The sequence below is a fragment of the Bradyrhizobium sp. genome, assembly GCF_017881085.1.
Taxonomy (GTDB): Bacteria; Pseudomonadota; Alphaproteobacteria; order Rhizobiales; family Xanthobacteraceae; genus Bradyrhizobium.
On sequence record NZ_JADGRI010000081.1, the window covers coordinates 1 to 17335 of the forward strand.

Here is a 17335-nt window from a genome sequence, read left to right on the forward strand (position 1 = left end):
GGAATCACGGAATCGCGCCGCGCCAGCGCGAGCCCGGCAAAATAGCGAAAGAAGTCCGGCAGCCGCGACAGCTGTGCGCGGGTCTCGTTGAGCGGCCGGCCGTTGTTCAGCGTCTCCAGCCGGTACAGCTGGTCCAGGTTGGCCTCGAACGCATCCGCCAGCCGGTTGACCAGCCGGGCTCGCGAGCGAATGTCCATGCCGCCCCAGGCTTTTCCTTCGAACGCGGCGCGCGCGCTTTTCATGGCGCGATCGACGTCGTCTTTGGTCGAATTCGGAATCTTCGCGATCACGTCGCCGGTGGCGGGATTGCGGACGTCGAGCATTTCGCCGTGGCCTGCCTCGATCTCGCGGCCGTCGACGAAATTGCCGTGGATCTCGATCTCGGCGGTGGTTAGTTTGGCGGAAACATTCATCGTTCACTCCCTTCGATCATGATCGGAAGCGGATTACGCTTCGACGATCACGGCGTTGCGCTTGAGCGCGGGCAACACGCGCTTTTCGGTCTGGCCGATATGGGTCTTGATGATGCGGGAGGCCGCTCGCGCCTCGCGCCGCTGCATCGCCTCGATCAAAGCGACGTGTTCGGCGACCAGCCGCGCCGGATCGTGGCCTTTCACATTGGCGACGCTGACGCGCACCAGCCGGTCGGCCTGGCCGATCAGATCGCATAATGCCGCGGCCATGCGGCGGTTGCCGGAGGCATGCGCCAGCGCGGAATGAAAGGCGCGGTTATAGGCGATGAAGTCTTCATGATCGCCGGCGAAGCGCCTGAATTCATCGAGCGCCTTCAACACATCGTCGCCGGCATGTTCGATCGCTTCCGCCACACAGGCCGGCTCCAGCGCGAAGCGAAACCGGAGCAGGTCGCGGGCGTCGGCAAGCGAGATCGGATTGACGCGATAGCCCTGGCGCGGCTGCACGGTGACGAGATGTTCGCGCTCCAGCCGCAGCAAGGCCTCGCGCACCGGCTGGCGGCTCACGGCGTAGCGTTCGGCGAGCTCCTGCTCGCGCATATCATCGCCCGGCGCGAGGCGGCAGGTCAGAATATCAGTCCGCAGGCTTTCATAGACATTATCGCGCAAAAGCATCGGATATTCCTCGGAACAAGGTTCCAATGTCGCAGTCGTGAAATATCAGGTCAAGTGACAAAGGCTTGAAAAGTCTGAATTTTGATCTATCAAGAGTGCCCATCCGAGCCCGCTGCCAAAGCGGGCGCTTTGCAACAGAACCAGAGAGACAGGCATGGATCGACTTTTCGCCGGAGGAACAGTCAACGCGGCGGAGTCCGGTCAAAAGGCAGCGCCGGCGCTTTTCCTGTTTCATTCGCTGCTGTCGGATCGCGCCAGTTTCGACGCCGTCGTCCCCACGCTGTCGCGCTCGTTCCGGGTGATCGTTCCCGAATTGCCCGGCTTCGGCGCTTCCAAGGCCGTCGCCGGCGGTCTCGTCGAGGTCGCCGACCGCATGGCGGAAGCGGTGACGGATGCCGCCGGCGGCAGCGAGACCATCGTGCTCGGCAACGGCTATGGCGGCTTTGTCGCGCTGCAGATGGCCATTCGCCATCCCGGCATCGCAAGCCGGCTCATCCTCGCCGATTGCGGCGCGGCGTTTTCGGAAGAAGGGCGGCAAGCCTTCCGCAACATGGCGGCGGGGTCGAAAGCCAAGGGACTAGGCGCGATCACCGATGTTGCGATGCGCCGGCTGTTCGCCCCGGAATTCCAGGAAAAACATCCCGAACTGATGCGCGATCGCCGCGAGGCGTTCCTGCGCAGCGATCCCGAAGTGATTCAGGCAGCCTGCCTGGCGCTGGCCGGGCTCGATCTGCGGCCGGAGCTTGGCAAGGTCGGCGTGCCGGTGCTGGTGCTGGTTGGCGAGCATGACGAGGCGACACCGCCGCCGATGTCGCGCGAACTGGCCGCTCTCTTGCCGAACGCGCGGCTGAAGGTCATCGCCGGCTGCGCCCATGTCCCGCAGTTGCAGGCGCCGGACATGTTTCTGGAGGCGATCGGCGATTTCCTGCCGGAACCATCCGCGGCGAAGTGAATTCGGCTCGCTAAGACCGCGCGATCACGCGTGCCTTGCCGAGGCCGGATGCAAGGCTGCTGATCCAGGAATTCGGCTCGCGCACCAGGCGAAAGCCGAGATTGTTCGGGGGCACGCCCGCCGCGCAGCCGCCGGAGCGGGCGTCGCGGATGAAATCGGTGATATAGGTACGGTGGCGGCCCTCGGCGACGCGAACGCCGCAATTCGAACTCTTCGAAATCGTCGCGCCGGCGTCATCGAGCGCGGTGCGCACGAAACAGGTGCTGGTCCACTCCCAGACATTGCCGGATATGTCGAGCAGGCCGTTCTCGTTGGCGCCGAAGCTGCCGAAGGCATGGGCTTCGCTGTCATCGGCGTCGCGGTCGGATTCACTCTCGTAGCGGGCGATCCAGCGTTTCGAGGGATCGTTGGCATCGACCGGCAAAGCGTCATCCCCAAATTTGCTGCCGGCGGCGAAAGCCCATTCCGCGTCGGTGGGCAGCCGGTAATGCTCGCCGGTCTTGCGTGACAGCCACGCCGCATAGGCATCGGCGTCGTGCCAGCTGACCTGCACGGCCGGACGGTCGATCGCGACCGTGACATTGCCATCGAGCGCGGGGCAGGCGGCCTCGTCGACGCATCGTTGATACTCGGCAGCGCCGACCTGATGCTGCATGATCGAAAGCGACCGCTCGAAGCGGACGGAGACGAGAGGCGCATTAGCCTGCTTGCCGGCGCGGGTGAAGTCGCCGGCGATGCGATAGGACACCGCGCCGGGGTGCAATTCCACCATCGACTGCTGATCGCGCATCGCCCTGTCGGGCGATCCGCCCTCGGAAAGCAGCGGCGCGATCGCCAGCGGGCCGGCAAGACCGGCGGCGCAGGCCAGGGCGAGCTTGAGTTTGAAGGCGATCAGCACGGCCGTCCCGGCTCGGTTGGAAGGAAGAGGGTGCCGGCTCGCGCCGGCACCCTGGCATTCTTTAGTTGTTCAGTTGATCCTGGCAGGCGGGATTTTCGCCGGCGCCTTAACCTGGGTCATCAGGTCGTCGTTCCATTTGCCTTCGACCTTGAAGTGGGCGGTGGCGCCGAGTATCGCGGCCTCGATCAGGTTGTGCGTGACATAGGCGTAGATACCGGGCTGCTGGAACGTGTAGAGCGCGGCGCCTGCCGAACCGCCACGGATGAACCAGGTCTCGAGGCCGGTTTCCGGCGGATTGGAAAACTTGCCGGTCTCCCAGACGTAGTCGCCATGGCCGCCGATCAGATGCGGACGGCTGTCGCGATTGGCCTGCGCGTGCACGACCAGCACGGTCTCTCCGACATTGGCGGTCAGGGCGTTCTTGCCGGTCAGCGCGCCGACCTTGCCGTTGAACACGACATGGGTGGGCGTCAGCTTGCGCATCACTTCGATGGTGTCGGTGTAGGCCTTGGCGGGGGAATCGTAGGACTTGAATTTGCCCTTCTCGTCCTTCGGAACGTACATATCCTGTTCGCCGATGTAGACGATCTTGTCGTAGTGCAGCGGATGTCCCTTGCCGTCATTGAGCCCGTCGCGTGGCAGCACCATGACGGCGCCGTTCATGCCGGAGACGACGTGCCACGGGATCATCGGGCCGCCCGGGGCGCAGTGATAGACGAAGGTGCCGGTGCGGGTCGCCTTCCAGCGCAGCACCACCTGCTCGCCGGGGTTGACCAGCGTCAGCGCGCCGCCGCCGAGCGCGCCTGTCGCCGAATGAAAATCGATATTGTGCGGCAGTGTATTGGTGTCGGGGTTGATCAGCGTCACCTCGACGTAATCGCCTTCATGCACCACCATCAGCGGGCCCGGCATCGAGCCGTTGAAGGTCATGGCCTGGAAGGTGGTGCCCTGTTCGTCGATCACGACCTTCTTTTCCTCGATCCTGAGCGTGAACTCCATGATCTTGGGGGTCTCTTTCGTGGCCTGTTCGTGCGCATGCACGAAGGGCGGCGCGACCAGATCGACGCGCTGCCGCGGCAGATTGAGGTCGTCGGCGGTAGCGGGGTTCGCCAGCATGAGGACTGCGGCGGCGGCGCTGAACATGGCGGCTCTGCGGGTCAGCATCGGATCGTTCCTTTATCTGGATGCTCTTATCGACTGGCGGCACTCTCGCGCCGTCCGCGTCCAGACTGTTTGTGCTGCAACAACGTTCCGGCGCTTTGCGGGACCTAAGTAACATTACGTAGCTCATCTCATGGCGGTGGTGACGACGGCGGCCTTCAGACAGCCGAACGCATGCCGCCGGCTTGCGGCGCACGTTTGGTTCGATTTCCGGGATTGCGTGGCGCCCGCGGGGCCTAGAGCAATTTGAGGGCAAGCCAGACCGCTGCCCACAGCGCCAGCACCAGGAACCCGATTGAAACCACGGCAGCGGCCAAGACCCGCATCAGCGTGCCGGTATTGACGGCGAATGACGATCTGCTTCGGCCGTTCGGGAACCCGTCATTTTGCGGGATATGGCCGCGAATTCCGAACACCAAGAGAACGGCGTCCAGGACGGCGTCCAATACCAACAGCGTCATTGTCTCGGCTCCCGTTTGTCGCTTGATGACTCAGGATGGCGCGAAACCGGCCGCCGCACTTTGCGCGAGCGCAAATCTTTACCCGCAATTTACGAATTTTTTCGCGCGCGGCCGGGTTTCCATGCGGCTGTTTGAGCCAGCGCAAGGCGGCGCGCTTTCGTCTGCTCTAGAAGATTGATCACTTGGGGTGCGGCGTAGCCCCGGTTTGATTCGTTCGGGGCAAATGATGAGGCAAGATCTTGCGGCGTGCTATGGGCAGGAGCGGCTGCCGCGTTATACGAGCTATCCAACCGCACCGCATTTTTCGACCGCCATCGGTGCTGACGGCTATGCCGAATGGCTGAAGGCCATTCCGGCGCACGCGACCGCGTCGCTCTATCTGCACGTCCCGTTCTGCCGGGCGATGTGCTGGTATTGTGGCTGCCACACCTCGGTGGCCCATCGCGACGAGCCCATTGCGGTCTACGAGGCGGCGCTTCGCTGCGAAATCGACCTGGTGTCAAGACAGATCGATCGCCGGCTGAAGGTCAACCACATCCATTTCGGTGGGGGAACGCCGACCATCATGGCGCCGGAGGCCTTCACGGATCTGATCGGATCGATCAGGCACGCCTTCTTTGTTCTGCCGTCCGCCGAGATCGCGATCGAGATCGATCCGCGCACGCTCAACGCACCGATGATCGACGCGCTCGCGCTTGGCGGCGTGAACCGGGCGAGCCTCGGCGTGCAAAGCTTCGATCCCGTCGTGCAGCGCGCCATCAACCGGGTGCAGAGTTTCGAAGAGACCGCCGCCGCGACCAACGGCCTGCGTCGCGCCGGCATCGCCGGCATCAGCTTCGATCTGATCTACGGATTGCCGCATCAGACGCTCGCTTCCTGCCTCGACACGGTCAGGCGAAGCGTCGAACTTCGCCCCGATCGCTTCTCCGTGTTCGGTTACGCGCACGTTCCTTCCTTCAAGAAGCATCAGCGCATGATCAACGAGGCGTGGCTTCCCGACAGCCTCGAACGGCTCGACCAGTCCAATGCGATATCGAATGCGCTGATCGAAGCCGGATATGTGCAGATCGGGCTCGACCATTTCGCGCGCCCCGACGACGAGATGGCGGTGGCGCTGCGCCAAGGCCGGCTGCACCGAAATTTCCAGGGCTACACCACGGATGCCAGCGACGTCCTGCTCGGCTTCGGCGCCAGCGCGATCGGACATCTGCCGCAGGGCTATGTGCAGAACGAGGTTCATACGCTGGCCTATTCGGAAGCGATCGCCGCCGGCCGGCTGGCGACCGCCAAGGGCTACGCCCTGACGGACGACGACCGGCTGCGCGGCGAAATCATCGAACGCATCATGTGCGAATTCGGCGCCGATCTCGGCGAAATCTGCGCGCGGCACGGATCGGTTCCGGAACAAATGCTGCTGTCGTCGCCCCGGCTTCAGGACCTGATCTGCGACGGCATCGTCGAAGTCGACGGCGCTTCGCTGGCGCTCGCCGACGATTCCCGTTTTCTGGTGCGCAGCGTCGCGGCGGCCTTCGACGCGCATCTCGATGGATCCAGGCACCTGCATAGCCGCGCGGTGTAGGGCAGCTGAGTATTCCGCAAGACCATCGGTCGTCTGCCGTTCGCCTGGCAGACAATGCCCCCGAAGTTTGCGCCGGGACAAACAGGGTCCGCGCCATCGGCGCTACCGTTCAATGGGGACGGAGGCGCGCATGCCCATTCGATTTGACGATCTTGTCGACGATGTGATGCGCCGCTCGCCCGAAACGATCCGCGTGTTTCTCGAGTTCAGGATGCGCTGCGTCGGCTGCCCGATCGCGTGCTTCCATACGGTCGACGATGCCTGTCGCGAGCATGGCGTCGACCGCGAAGCGTTTTTCAGGGCACTTGCCGCCTGCGCATGACCTTGACGCAAGGCGGCGTTGCCGCTGGTATTACGGCCGGACCGGCGGCCCGCTTTCGCCGGGTGTCTCCTCGGCCAGCACCAGCAGTTTGTGCGGCTCGCGCAGCACGATGCGTTGCCGTCCGCTCTCGATCAGGCCGCGCTGTTCCCAGCCCGACAAAGTGCGGCTGACCGTGTGCAGCGTGGTGCCGGTCATCTGGGCGACGTCCTGCCGGCTGATCGGGAAATCGATCTCGACGCCGTGTTCGACCTTGCGCCCGGATTGCTTGGCGAGCCGCAGCAGCGCGTGCGCGATGCGCTGTTCGACCTGCTGCGTCGACATCTCGACGACCCGGGTGTGGGATTCCTGCAGCCGGTTGCCGACGGTCTGCAATGTGTTGGTGGCGAGTTGCGGAAATTTCGCCACCAGGCGCGGCCATGCCGCCGACGGCCAGGCCAGCGCGACGCTGTCATCGACGGCGGTAGCGGTGGCGGGGTAACGCTGCAGCCCGATCGCGGTGGCGACGCCGAAGGATTCGCCGGGCGCGACATAGCGCACCACGATCTGCTCGCCAGAAGGCGTGGTCTTGCTGGCGCGGACATGGCCGTGCAGCAGCACGAAGAAGGAATGGGCGTCCTCGCCCTGCTCGAATACCGCGCTGTTCTTCGCAAAGCGCAGCGAGCGGGCCTCGCGAAGGATCTCGCCCAGTTCCTCAGGACCAAATCCTGCAAACAGCGGCAGATGAGCGACCAGCGAAGGGTCGACTGTGGCCATGTTCCCTCCGAAGGCGGCGACTTGAACTGAATCTAGACTGCGATTGGACCGCCCGATCAAGCCAAAGTTTGCGCTGGCACAACATGGCCCCGCGAAATTGCCCTAGATCATGGAAAAAACCCGTCCGACTCTCCGAGGAACAAGCCATGACGAGCGTTCCCTCCCGGCAATCCTATGATGGTCCGGTGCTGTTCGCGAACGGCTTCCGGCCGTTCTTCCTGTTGGGCTCGATCTATGCGGGCCTTGCCATCCTGGTCTGGCTGCCGGCCTTCTATGGCGAGATCACCCTGACCTCGGCCTTCGCGCCGCGCGACTGGCATGTGCACGAGATGCTCTACGGCTATCTGCCGGCCGTGATCACCGGGTTCCTGTTCACGGCGATCCCGAACTGGACCGGACGGCTGCCGATCAGAGGCACGCCGTTGATGGTGCTGGTGGCGGTCTGGATCGCTGGAAGGCTTGGCGTGACGTTTTCCGCCGGGATTGGCTGGCTTCCGGCGTTGCTGATCGATGCGAGCTTCCTGTTACTGGTCGCGCTGGCCGCGGCCCGCGAGATCGTCGCCGGCCGCAACTGGCGCAATCTCGCCGTGGTGGTGCTGGTCCTGCTGCTGCTCGCGGGCAACATCGCCTTCCATATTGAGGCGCATTTCCATGGCGCCGCCGACATCGCCATCCGCGCCGGGATCGCGGTGGTCGTGCTGCTGATCGCGCTGATCGGCGGCCGCATCGTTCCGAGCTTCACCCGCAACTGGCTGGTGCGCGAAAACCCCGGCCGCCTGCCGGTGCCGTTCGGCCGTTTTGACACCCTCGTCGTAGCCTTCGGCGCGCTCGCGCTGGTGGCATGGGTCGTCAGCCCGGAGAGCCGATACACAGGTATTGCGCTCGCATTCGCGGGACTATTGCATCTGGTGCGGCTCGGACGCTGGGCGGGCGACCGGACCTTGCGGGAGCGGCTGCTGCTGGTTCTGCATGTCGGCTATTTCTTCGTGCCGCTTGGCTTCCTTCTGAATGCCGCGGCCGCCTTCGCGCTGGTGCCGGCAGGCGCCGGCATTCATGCCTGGATGGTGGGGGCGGCCGGCATCATGACGCTGGCGGTGATGAGCCGCGCAACGCTCGGGCATACCGGCCAGCAACTTAACGCATCCTGGGCCACGCAGGCGATCTATGCCGCGATCATCGTCGCGGCGCTGGCGCGCATCTGCGCGGTGGTCGAACCCGCCTACGGCGAGCCGTTGCTGCACGTCGCCGCCTTTGCATGGGCCATAGCCTTCATCGGCTTCGCGGTCGCCTATGCGCCATTGCTCGCGGGCCACGACCCGCGCCTGAGGGGGAAGGCGGTCGCCTGAACTCGCGGCTTGGCGGCGATCTGGTCGATGCTGACAATTTGGGCAGGCCGGCTGTATTATCCGTTCGACGATGGCAATCCTGATGCCTAGTCTCGGACGGGCGACTGAGGAGTTTGAATGCGCACGGTTCTCGATTATTGCTCCGGAGGAGTTCAGCGAAATTTCGCCGCGGGATCGACCATCATCCACGAGGGCGGCACCACCGGTCATCTCTATGTCCTGATCGAGGGCCGGCTCGAGGTCATCAAGGGCGATACCGTGGTCGCCAGCATCGTCGAACCCGGTGCGGTGGTCGGAGAAATGTCGGTCCTGCTCGATAAGCCGCACACCGCGACCGTGCGCGCAGCGGCGGATTCAACGATTTACGAGTTCGGCGACGCCGCCTCGTTCCTGCGCGATCAGCCGGCGGTGGCGCTGCTGATCGCCCGGCTGCTGGCGCAACGGCTCAATGTCGCGACCACCTATCTTGCCGACATCATGCATCAATATGCCGGTCACGGCGATCACCTCGCGATGGTCGGCGAGATCCTGCAAAGCATGATCAACCTGCCGCCGATAAAGGTCTCGCCAGGCTCGGATCGGCAATCCGACCCAAGGATGTGAGCCACTCCGGCGGGTCGACGACCGGCGCGGCCGGCCGCTGCAGCGGCGCGTTGAGGTCGATGCATTGGGCGTCGCCGGCCGCCAGCCAGAACGCCTTGCCCGCATCGATATCGAGCACGATATAGACCGGCGGCCGGCCGGGCTGCAGGCCGGCGTTGAAAACCCAGGTGTCGCCGAGCCGATCGTACCAGGAGCCGTCGGGGATGAACGGCGACTGGTGCACGTGACCCGAGATCACCATCGAGGGCTGATAGGTCTTTATCCACTGCACGAGTTCGACGTCGCCGAAGAAGCGCTTGCCGCCCCAGCTGGTCGGAGAATTCGCCGGCGGCGCGTGATGCGCCCAGATCCATCGTTTCAGACGGACCGCCGCAGCCTCGCGCAGCTGGTCTTCGATCCGCTGCCTGACCAGCGGCCCGTCCCACCACGGGCAGACGGTAAACAGGGTGTCGCCGATGCTCAGGCTGTCGCCGTCGCAGGCGACGCCGAGTTCGCGGACGTCGCCGATCCATCGCGATATCTTTTCGCCCTCGGGACTGCGCTCGTCGAGGTCGTGATTTCCCGAGCAGAGAATCACCGGGGTGATCGCCGACAGCAGCGCGAGATATTTCTTCACCACGACGATCTGGGCGCGGAAATCGACCGCCGATCCGACGTCGAGCGCGTCGCCGGCGAAGATGACGAGGTCGAATTGCGGCGCGGCGCTGAGCAGCCAGTCGAATTGCGGCAGCGAATAATGCAGATCCGCGACGATCAGGCAGCGCATGTGAGGTCAATCCGATTGCTCAAGAATTGGGCGGCAAGCTGGCGCCTGCATTCAATTCGCTAATACAGAGCAAAGATTGTGCCGTATCGCGTCGGGCCGGCGCGACAGATTCCCGCACCAAGGCTGGCCTGCGATAGCCTCATGGTTCGAGATGCGGCGGAGCCTGTCATCGGGCCGCGCTTTTGCGCGGACCCGTTGGGCGCTCCTCGCCACGAGGGATCTAAGATCTCATCCTGAGAGCACACGCACTTGCGCCTCGAAGGACGAAGCCACTGAACCGAAAAAGGCTCAGCTCTTCGCCATCGCCTGCGAAAACACCACCTCGATCAGCGTGCCCGAACGCGCACCGGTCTTGATGTGGAATTGCGCGCGGTTGGCCTCGACCAGCGCCTTTGTCAGCGACAGGCTGACGCCGGAGCCGTCGGAGGCCTGGTCCGAAGGCGCCTGGGTGCGGAACGGCTCCATCGCGGCGGCGAGCTCGTTGTCGTTGAGCCCCTGGCCGGTATCGCGGACCCTTAGGACCACGTCGCCGAAATCCGACAATGCCGTGGAGACGATCACCTGGCCGCCGGCATTGGCGAGATGGATCGAATTGCCGATCAAATTGAGCGTGATCTGGCGCAGCGCGCGGGCATCGGCGACGACCGGCGGCAGCGCATGCGCCAGCGAGGTGCGGATGATGATGCGTTCGCGGTTGGCCTGCGGCTGCATCACCGCGACGCATTGCTCGACCAGGTCGTTGAGGTTCTGGTTGGCGAAGGTGAGATCGAGCTTGCCGGTCTCGATCCGCGAGAGATCGGTGAGGTCGTTGATGATGGCGATCACGCGTTCGCCGGAGGCGCGGATGTCCTTCATGTATTCAACGTAGCGCTCGTTGCCGAGCGTGCCGAAGCGTTCGCCGATCATCACTTCGGCAAAGCCGATGATGGCGTTCAGTGGCGCACGCACCGCGTGGCTGATACGCGCCAGCAGGTCGGCCTTGGCGGTGGCCGCGCGATCGGCGAGCCGCCGCGCCTGCTGCAACTCGCTTTCGCTCTTTCTGGTTTGCGACAGATCGCGGAACACCGCGAAAAAATTCCGACCGTCGTGGCGGGTCCGTCCCATAGTCAGCGACAGCGGGATGATGCCGCCGCGGCTCGCGCGGCCGAGCACGTCGCGGCCGTGCTCGAGCAGGCTGGCGACGCCGGCGCCCTTGATGCTTTCGAGATAATCCGCCACCACGCGCTGGCTTTCCGGCGCGAACAGGTCGACGAGATTGCGCTGCACGAGTTCATCGCCGTCATAGCCGAACAGCGCTTCGGCGCTGCGGTTGCACGAATTGAGGTTGCCCTCGGCATCGAACATCACGATGCCGTCCGCGGTGGTATCGAGGATGGCGCCGAGTTCCTCGGCATTGGCGTGGCCGGCGGCCGACGGCTGTGGCGCCGGAGCCTCCGAGATCGCTGCGGCAATATCGGCGCTTTCCATCGCGGTGCTCGAGAAAATCAAGGCCAGCGCCTGTTCGTCGTCCCAGCTGATGGTGTAGAGCCGCGCGTCGATCGCCAGGGACGGTGTGTGTGCGGTTGAGGCGTCCGGTGCGGAAATTCTCACCGGCGTGCCGGTGTCGGACGTGCTGCTGGCGTTCGAAACCCCCGGCTCGACATAGAGCGCGTCGAGACCGCCGGCATTCTCCAGCGCATGAAGGTTCGCATAGCCCATCTGATCGAGGAAAGCCGGGTTGGCATAGATCAGCCGGTCGAGCCGATAGATCAGGATGCCGACAGGCAAGAGGTCGAGCAGCGTCCGGTCGCGCCGGGCCTGCCCCCGCGGCGCTGGTTCGGGCTCCGCCAGCCAGCCGGCCTGCTGGCTGACATCAGGCGCTTCCGTCGCCGCCAGCAGCTCAATCGCGGCCGCGGGCTCTTCGGATGTCGCCGGTGCAGCACCGGCGGCATCGGTTTCGCTTTCGAGGCGCGCCGACAATTGCCGCGCGAGTTCGTTGAAGGCGCTGCTTTCCACCGACGTCAGGACCGGCGATTTCGGTTCGCCCATTTTCGGTTCGCCCAAGGGGCGAAACGGCAGCACGTTCTTTGGTATTTCCACGGGCGTTTCCACGGGTGTTTCCAAATCGGTTGGTGGTGAGGTCTCGACGGCGTCTGGGGCAGGCCATTCAGCCGTAGCGGAAGTTCCATTATCGGGAACCCAAGGCAAATTCGCGGCCGAATCTTTCGCAAGATCGGCCCGCACGATGTCAGCCGAAAGCGCTTGTGGCGCCGGCGGGGCACTGGACGATTCGAAGCCGCGCAGCGCCGCTAGCCGCGTCAGGCCGTCGAGATCGCGGCAAACGCCGAACCCTCGATAGCCGGCAAAATTCCGCATCTGGTCGTAGACCGGCAGGCCCGACAATTCGACCGGCAACCGGCCGCCGCCGTCGGTCGGCCATTTCAGGGTGATGCCGCTCCAGGTATCGCGGCTGGCGATCGCCTTGAGGACGCTGCCGTCGGGATCGAGCCCGAAGGCATCGGCGATTTCGCTCCACAATCTCCCGAAGCCCGCAGCCGTGCGCGCGCCGATCAAGTGGGTGAATTCGTCGGAGGCGAGCGAAAAGCGGCCTTCGGCGTCGATCTGCCACAGGAAGCGCAGCGGGTGACGGCGGCTGTCGGGCGCGGGCTCGTCGAGCCATGACGGCGCTTTGGCTGAAGGCGGCGACGGCTCGTCGGCAACGGCTTCGACGTAGGGAGACGGTTCGTGGGAGGAGGATTCGCTCTCGGGCGACACGGTTGCGGATGCTTCCACATGGGGCACGTCGGGCTGCAACATCCACGGCAAATCCGGCTCGGACGGCGCGGTTTCGTTGACGGGCTCGGCGGCAGGCTCACTGAACTCCGCCGGCTGTTCGGGAACTTCCTCGATCAAGGCGAATTCGGCCGGGGCTTCGCCGCAATTGCCCGGTTGTTCGTAGTCGGGTATCGGCAGCTCCGCGGCCGGCGCAATTGTCTCCGTCGCGGGCTCGGTGCGTGCTGCTTCAAGCGTCTCGGCAGGCGGCTCATTCGCGAACTCGTCGACCAGCGCGAACTCGGCCGGGGCCTCGCCGGAATTGGCCGGCTGTTCGTAGCCGGGCATCGGCAGCTCCGCAGCCGGCGCGACCGGCCCCGATGCGGGCTCGGTGCGTGCTGCTTCAAGCGTCTCGGCAGGCGGCTCATCCGCGAATTCGTCGACCAGCACAAACTCGCTCGGTGCTTCGCCTGAAGTAGCCGGTCGTTCATAGTCGGGCATGTTCTGCACCACTATTGGCCCGGGCGGCTCTGCCGCGGGCTCGGAGGAATCTGCCATCTCCGGGGGGGCATGTCTGAGATGGGCGGCCGCCGTCGCGCCCGGCGCGATCAGCGCAACCAGGCCGATATCCGCGCCAGTGCCGACGCGCTGCAGCACCATGTGGCCGACGCCAACGGGCGTTTCGACGCGGCCCTGCCTGAGCGCGTCGCTGAGCGCTTCGTCGAGGCCGGCCTCTGAGAGGTTGCGGAAGCCAAGCAGCGGACGTGCGGCGTCGCTGACGCCGACCAACATGCCGTCGCGGGCGAAGGCGGCGATCGGCTGCTCGACGCCTTCGACCAGCCGCTGCAGCCGCTCGACCAGCGGCATCGCGCGACCGTTACGTTGCGCGGCGACAATCAGGATGCCGTGGCTGCCATCGGCAAATTCCAGCCGAGAGCAGCCGCAGGTGACGAGCGTGCCGAGGCTTGCGCCGAAGCCGCGCAGCCGCTCCAGCCGGACCGCGCCGCTCAGCGGTAGCCGGCCTGCGAGCCGTGCCACCTGGCGCCGGTGGGCGTTCGCCGGACCGAAGCTTCTTTGAGCGAGAGCGGCGCCATTGGCCGCGCCGAACAGTTTCGCGCCTGCCGGATTGGCCCAGAGAATCTGCGTGCCGTCGACCGACCAGAGCCAGGCGGGGAGGGCGCTTGTCGCATGGATCGCCAGTCGCGGATCGCCGACGCCTTGCAACTGGAATTCCGTATTGTTCATCGCGACGACATGATCCGACTGGCGAGGCGCTTGCCCGATGATGGCTTCAGGTACCGGCGGCCAAACGATGACAGCCTGAGTGGACCATCAGTATCGCCCGCGGGCGACGGCAGGTCCACGGCCTGGCGGCCACGGTTTGTATCCCAGCCGCGATAACCTTAACTCGGCTGGACCCGATCGGTGCCTGCGGCGTTGGGCTTGTTGCAAACGGCGATCAAAGGTCCACGATGGGGAACCGGCAGGCGCCGCGTCACACCGGCTTGTCGATAGTTTGAATTGGGCGAACAAAGCGGGCTGTGGATAGCCCCGCGATTGCGCAACAGGAGTGGGACCATGAGCGAAGAAGGGCATGACCGTTTCGAAATTCCAAAGGAAATGCGATCGATGGCGGAGGCGAGCTTCGATCAGGCCCGCAAGGCCTTCGAGAAATTCGTCGCCACCGCGCACGCGACCGCAGGCTCGATCGAGGAGCGGGGGGCGACGGTTCGCGCCGGCGCCAAGGACATCGGCGCCAAGGCGATATCGTATGCCGAAAAGAACGTGCAGGCTTCGCTGGACTATGCGCAATCCCTACTGCACGCCAAGGATCTGACCGAGATCATGAAGCTGCACAGCGAATATGTGCAGGCACAGATGCGCTCGCTGGCAGAGCAGGCGAGCGAAATGGGCCAGATCGTCAGCCGGGCCGCCATGGAAGCTGCCAAGCCCAAAGTTTAGGCCGGGTCCTCCCCAGGCGGGACCGGTCTTAGGGCTGAAAACCAGGAGAGGATCCCTGCATCCCCTCCGGGTCAGCCATGCGGCGTTGCACCTTAAATTGTGTCTCACCGTATTGCATTGCACAAAATTGACATTATGTAGCGTTAGGAGTGTCCGGTGCCCGACGCGGGGCACTCCCACAGCGTGATCCAAGTCGACGTTCCCGGCGGCTGACGGGCGCGCAAGGGGTCACATCTCTTCACCCCACCCCCATCGCGAAGGATTCATGTCATGGCAAATTCCGATCCTTTCTCCTCTTCCGTCATCCCGTTCGAGGTTCCCGAGCAGATGCGCGCGTTCGCCGAAAAGGGCGTTTCGCACGCCCGCGATAGCTACGCCAAGTTCAAGGACGTCGCCGAGAGCAACAACAGTGCCATCGAGGCGGTGTTCACCTCCGCCAGCAAGGGCGCCAGCGAATATTCCGCCAAGCTGATGGAAATGATGAAAGCCAACAGCACGGCGACGCTGGACTTCGCCCAGGAGCTGCTCGGCCTCAAATCGCCTTCCGAGGTGATTGAGCTGTGGACCTCCCACGCCAAGAAGCAGTTCGAGGCCATCACCGCCCAGGCCAAGGAGCTCGCCGAGTTGTCCCAGAAGGTCGCGACCGAGACGGTCGAGCCGATCAAGGCCAATGCGTCGAAACTGTTCAAGCCGGCCGCCTGATCGATCATTCTTCTCGCAAGAGGCCCGGGCGAACAGCCCGGGCCTCTTGTTTTTTGCCACCTTTTTGATGAGTTCGGATGGCGCTATAGGTGTCGCCGTCGGCCTTGCCAAACACGGGCGTTGCACCTAGTTTCCGCCCCGTTCGGCCCCCCTTTTTTGGGCCGCAAGGATGCAGTTGTAGCTCAGTTGGTTAGAGCGCCTGTCTGTGGAACAGGAGGTCGGTGGTTCGAGCCCACCCAACTGTACCAGACAAATAAAGACTTAGACCGACTTTTCCGGCCTCGGCCGAATCCAAAAAGACAAAAGGGCAAGCTCCGGCGTAAGTGCTCGGGAGTGTCCCGGAGCCGGCATCGGACCCTCTGCTCGCCAAGCCGGGCTGGACGGTCAGCTCTTGGCGATCAGCGGCCCTTATGACGCTGCCCATCGATCCGAGAAACCTCAACGAAGCTAGATTTTTTCTGACTTGTCGTGATCTAGACCAGCTTGAGAGCGGCTTCCGTCCGACCGCCAATGTCCTGGGTCTTTCTCGTTGCTCAGTCGGATCGACTGATATGCCGCAGACTGCAGAAGCAAGAAGAGGGCCCTGTAACCCTGGTATTGGGCAGCGGGTTGGCTGCCTTCTGAACCGCGCATGACGACATCCCCTACGACTGAGCATACACGCCATTTCCAAACTCGGCCGCGCTTGTTCAAGAACACTTCGAAAAGTCGAAATTGATGATGCATTTGTTCGCGACTTTATTGGCTTCCTCTTAAAAAGGTATCTGAGAACGTCAAAAGAATCTGTGGGGCAGTTCACACCTTTATGCCGGTATTAGCAGCCTAGAGTTTGTCCATCACTTTTAGGCCATTCGGAAAAAACTATTTGATACTTAAAACATTCAGATGTAGATCCGATCCGGTCTTGAAACCGAGCGAAGGGCTTTGTAAGAGTGGCCGTGAACGCTGCAGTTGCACCATTTCTGCCTCACTCGTTCCCATTTTCGATGCTCGGTAATTTCAAAGGGTCAGTATCTAGATGCCAACTTCCTCCGACAAGATTGCGTTGTTCATCGATGGCGCCAACCTCTACGCGACCGCTAAGACGCTCGGCTTCGATATCGACTACAAACGCTTGCTGAAGGAATTCCAGAGTCGCGGAACGTTGTTGCGCGCGTTCTACTATACTGCGGTCATTGAAGATCAGGAATTCTCGTCTATCCGCCCCCTGATCGACTGGCTCGATTACAATGGCTACACCGTTGTTACCAAAGCGACCAAGGAATTCATTGATGCCAGCGGCCGCCGCAAGGTTAAGGGCAACATGGATATCGAGCTCGCGGTCGACGCCATGGAACTCGCTGAGCATGTCGACCAGATCGTGCTATTTTCCGGCGACGGCGATTTCCGCTCGCTGGTCGAGGCGGTGCAGCGACGCGGTGTGCGGGTCACCGTGATCTCGACGATTTCCAACCATCCGCCGATGATTGCCGATGAGCTGCGGCGCCAAGCCGACATCTTCACCGATCTGGTAGAGCTGCAATCCAAGCTCGGCCGCGATCCGTCCGAGCGTCCCGCCCCGCGCGAGCCGCGCCACCACGCGCCGCAATTCCTGCAGCGTGCGACCACGGTGGCGCCGAACGACGGCTTTGACGATTGAGAGCGCTGAGCTATCGAGTATCCGTCTCGACGGGATCCGCGTGGGCGATTTTGCCAGTTCGACCGAATTAAATCCCAGCGTCATTGCAACGCCTTCGGGAACACTTAGATCGCGGTAAATCGCTATGCACTCATTCGTTCGGTGGATGCCGATGGCGGCGCGCGGAGGTACGTTGTCGCCATAGTGCGACCGCAACAGAATAACCAGCAGAGTTAAAGTTATGAAGCGCGATGATTTTAATTCGATGTCGGTCGATGAGCTTTGGGCTCTACGCTTGGAAATTGATGCCGTTCTCCCGAGTAGGATAGCCGCAGAAAAAACCAAACTTGAAAAGCGGCTGCGGCAGCTCCAG

Annotated in this window: 16 protein-coding genes and 1 tRNA gene; 9 read left to right on the top strand and 8 right to left on the bottom strand. The window is 63.5% G+C overall.

The genetic code is table 11. From position 1 onward, the window contains the following. The coding region (locus QZ213_RS10325) for an aldehyde dehydrogenase family protein (protein ID WP_291685966.1) at positions 1–413 on the bottom strand (413 nt) is incomplete at its 3' end. Positions 414–446: 33 nt separating this feature from the next. Continuing rightward, the gene (locus QZ213_RS10330; RefSeq protein WP_291685967.1) at positions 447–1088 is read right to left on the bottom strand and encodes a GntR family transcriptional regulator; all 642 of its coding nucleotides are present in this window, start codon (positions 1086–1088) and stop codon (positions 447–449) included. 154 nt (positions 1089–1242) lie between these two features. Between QZ213_RS10330 and QZ213_RS10335 the strand changes: the two genes are divergently transcribed. Further along, the gene (locus QZ213_RS10335) at positions 1243–2040 is read left to right on the top strand and encodes an alpha/beta fold hydrolase (protein WP_291685968.1); all 798 of its coding nucleotides are present in this window, start codon (positions 1243–1245) and stop codon (positions 2038–2040) included. A 10-nt stretch (positions 2041–2050) separates the two neighbouring features. Here QZ213_RS10335 and QZ213_RS10340 read toward each other — a convergent pair whose 3' ends face one another. The 3 genes from QZ213_RS10340 to QZ213_RS10350 form a co-directional block, all read right to left on the bottom strand. Beyond that, positions 2051–2938, bottom strand: a complete 888-nt coding sequence (locus QZ213_RS10340; RefSeq protein WP_291685969.1) for an SUMF1/EgtB/PvdO family nonheme iron enzyme — start codon at positions 2936–2938, stop codon at positions 2051–2053. A 69-nt stretch (positions 2939–3007) separates the two neighbouring features. Beyond that, complete coding sequence (gene nirK, locus QZ213_RS10345) at positions 3008–4102, bottom strand: copper-containing nitrite reductase (RefSeq protein ID WP_291685970.1); 1095 nt, start codon at positions 4100–4102, stop codon at positions 3008–3010. A 233-nt stretch (positions 4103–4335) separates the two neighbouring features. After that, positions 4336–4560: a hypothetical protein gene (locus QZ213_RS10350; protein WP_291685971.1), complete on the bottom strand. Its 225-nt coding sequence runs from the start codon at positions 4558–4560 to the stop codon at positions 4336–4338. Between the two features lie 226 nt (positions 4561–4786). Here QZ213_RS10350 and hemN point away from each other — a divergent pair, with 226 nt between their 5' ends. Beyond that, positions 4787–6139, top strand: coding sequence for an oxygen-independent coproporphyrinogen III oxidase (gene hemN / locus QZ213_RS10355; protein WP_291685972.1), 1353 nt, complete (start codon positions 4787–4789; stop codon positions 6137–6139). A 130-nt stretch (positions 6140–6269) separates the two neighbouring features. After that, positions 6270–6461, top strand: a complete 192-nt coding sequence (locus QZ213_RS10360) for a DUF1858 domain-containing protein (RefSeq protein ID WP_291685973.1) — start codon at positions 6270–6272, stop codon at positions 6459–6461. A gap of 30 nt (positions 6462–6491) precedes the next feature. On the opposite strand, the gene QZ213_RS10365 is transcribed toward QZ213_RS10360, so the two are convergent. After that, positions 6492–7214, bottom strand: a complete 723-nt coding sequence (locus tag QZ213_RS10365; RefSeq protein WP_291685974.1) for a Crp/Fnr family transcriptional regulator — start codon at positions 7212–7214, stop codon at positions 6492–6494. A 146-nt stretch (positions 7215–7360) separates the two neighbouring features. Here QZ213_RS10365 and QZ213_RS10370 point away from each other — a divergent pair, with 146 nt between their 5' ends. Then, the gene (locus QZ213_RS10370) at positions 7361–8560 is read left to right on the top strand and encodes an NnrS family protein (protein ID WP_291685975.1); all 1200 of its coding nucleotides are present in this window, start codon (positions 7361–7363) and stop codon (positions 8558–8560) included. A 117-nt stretch (positions 8561–8677) separates the two neighbouring features. Then, positions 8678–9163 (top strand): cyclic nucleotide-binding domain-containing protein, encoded by a 486-nt coding sequence (locus QZ213_RS10375; protein ID WP_291685976.1) that lies wholly within the window; start codon positions 8678–8680, stop codon positions 9161–9163. On the opposite strand, the gene QZ213_RS10380 is transcribed toward QZ213_RS10375, so the two are convergent. Both QZ213_RS10380 and QZ213_RS10385 read right to left on the bottom strand, forming a co-directional pair. Continuing rightward, positions 9102–9929: a metallophosphoesterase gene (locus tag QZ213_RS10380; RefSeq protein WP_291685977.1), complete on the bottom strand. Its 828-nt coding sequence runs from the start codon at positions 9927–9929 to the stop codon at positions 9102–9104. The two genes, QZ213_RS10375 and QZ213_RS10380, sit on opposite strands and share 62 nt — an antisense overlap. A 288-nt stretch (positions 9930–10217) precedes the next feature. Continuing rightward, complete coding sequence (locus QZ213_RS10385) at positions 10218–13925, bottom strand: PAS domain-containing protein (protein WP_291685978.1); 3708 nt, start codon at positions 13923–13925, stop codon at positions 10218–10220. A gap of 333 nt (positions 13926–14258) precedes the next feature. On the opposite strand from QZ213_RS10385, the gene QZ213_RS10390 reads away from it, so the two are divergent. From QZ213_RS10390 to QZ213_RS10405, 4 genes are all read left to right on the top strand, one after another. Beyond that, complete coding sequence (locus tag QZ213_RS10390) at positions 14259–14642, top strand: phasin (RefSeq protein ID WP_291685979.1); 384 nt, start codon at positions 14259–14261, stop codon at positions 14640–14642. A 270-nt stretch (positions 14643–14912) separates the two neighbouring features. Then, the gene (locus QZ213_RS10395) at positions 14913–15344 is read left to right on the top strand and encodes a phasin (RefSeq protein ID WP_291685980.1); all 432 of its coding nucleotides are present in this window, start codon (positions 14913–14915) and stop codon (positions 15342–15344) included. A 171-nt stretch (positions 15345–15515) separates the two neighbouring features. Continuing rightward, positions 15516–15592: transfer RNA gene (locus QZ213_RS10400), tRNA-His, on the top strand. 770 nt (positions 15593–16362) lie between these two features. Beyond that, entirely contained in the window at positions 16363–16983 is a 621-nt protein-coding gene (locus tag QZ213_RS10405; RefSeq protein WP_291685981.1) for an NYN domain-containing protein, read from the top strand. Positions 16984–17335 lie beyond the last annotated feature (352 nt).

Coding starts and splice junctions, on each gene's coding strand:
- QZ213_RS10330 (WP_291685967.1), bottom strand. CDS start 1,088: ATGCTTTTGCGCGATAATGTCTATGAAAGCCTGCGGACTGATATTCTG.
- QZ213_RS10335 (WP_291685968.1), top strand. CDS start 1,243: ATGGATCGACTTTTCGCCGGAGGAACAGTCAACGCGGCGGAGTCCGGT.
- nirK (WP_291685970.1), bottom strand. CDS start 4,102: ATGCTGACCCGCAGAGCCGCCATGTTCAGCGCCGCCGCCGCAGTCCTC.
- QZ213_RS10350 (WP_291685971.1), bottom strand. CDS start 4,560: ATGACGCTGTTGGTATTGGACGCCGTCCTGGACGCCGTTCTCTTGGTG.
- hemN (WP_291685972.1), top strand. CDS start 4,787: ATGAGGCAAGATCTTGCGGCGTGCTATGGGCAGGAGCGGCTGCCGCGT.
- QZ213_RS10360 (WP_291685973.1), top strand. CDS start 6,270: ATGCCCATTCGATTTGACGATCTTGTCGACGATGTGATGCGCCGCTCG.
- QZ213_RS10365 (WP_291685974.1), bottom strand. CDS start 7,214: ATGGCCACAGTCGACCCTTCGCTGGTCGCTCATCTGCCGCTGTTTGCA.
- QZ213_RS10370 (WP_291685975.1), top strand. CDS start 7,361: ATGACGAGCGTTCCCTCCCGGCAATCCTATGATGGTCCGGTGCTGTTC.
- QZ213_RS10375 (WP_291685976.1), top strand. CDS start 8,678: ATGCGCACGGTTCTCGATTATTGCTCCGGAGGAGTTCAGCGAAATTTC.
- QZ213_RS10380 (WP_291685977.1), bottom strand. CDS start 9,929: ATGCGCTGCCTGATCGTCGCGGATCTGCATTATTCGCTGCCGCAATTC.
- QZ213_RS10385 (WP_291685978.1), bottom strand. CDS start 13,925: ATGAACAATACGGAATTCCAGTTGCAAGGCGTCGGCGATCCGCGACTG.
- QZ213_RS10390 (WP_291685979.1), top strand. CDS start 14,259: ATGAGCGAAGAAGGGCATGACCGTTTCGAAATTCCAAAGGAAATGCGA.
- QZ213_RS10395 (WP_291685980.1), top strand. CDS start 14,913: ATGGCAAATTCCGATCCTTTCTCCTCTTCCGTCATCCCGTTCGAGGTT.
- QZ213_RS10405 (WP_291685981.1), top strand. CDS start 16,363: ATGCCAACTTCCTCCGACAAGATTGCGTTGTTCATCGATGGCGCCAAC.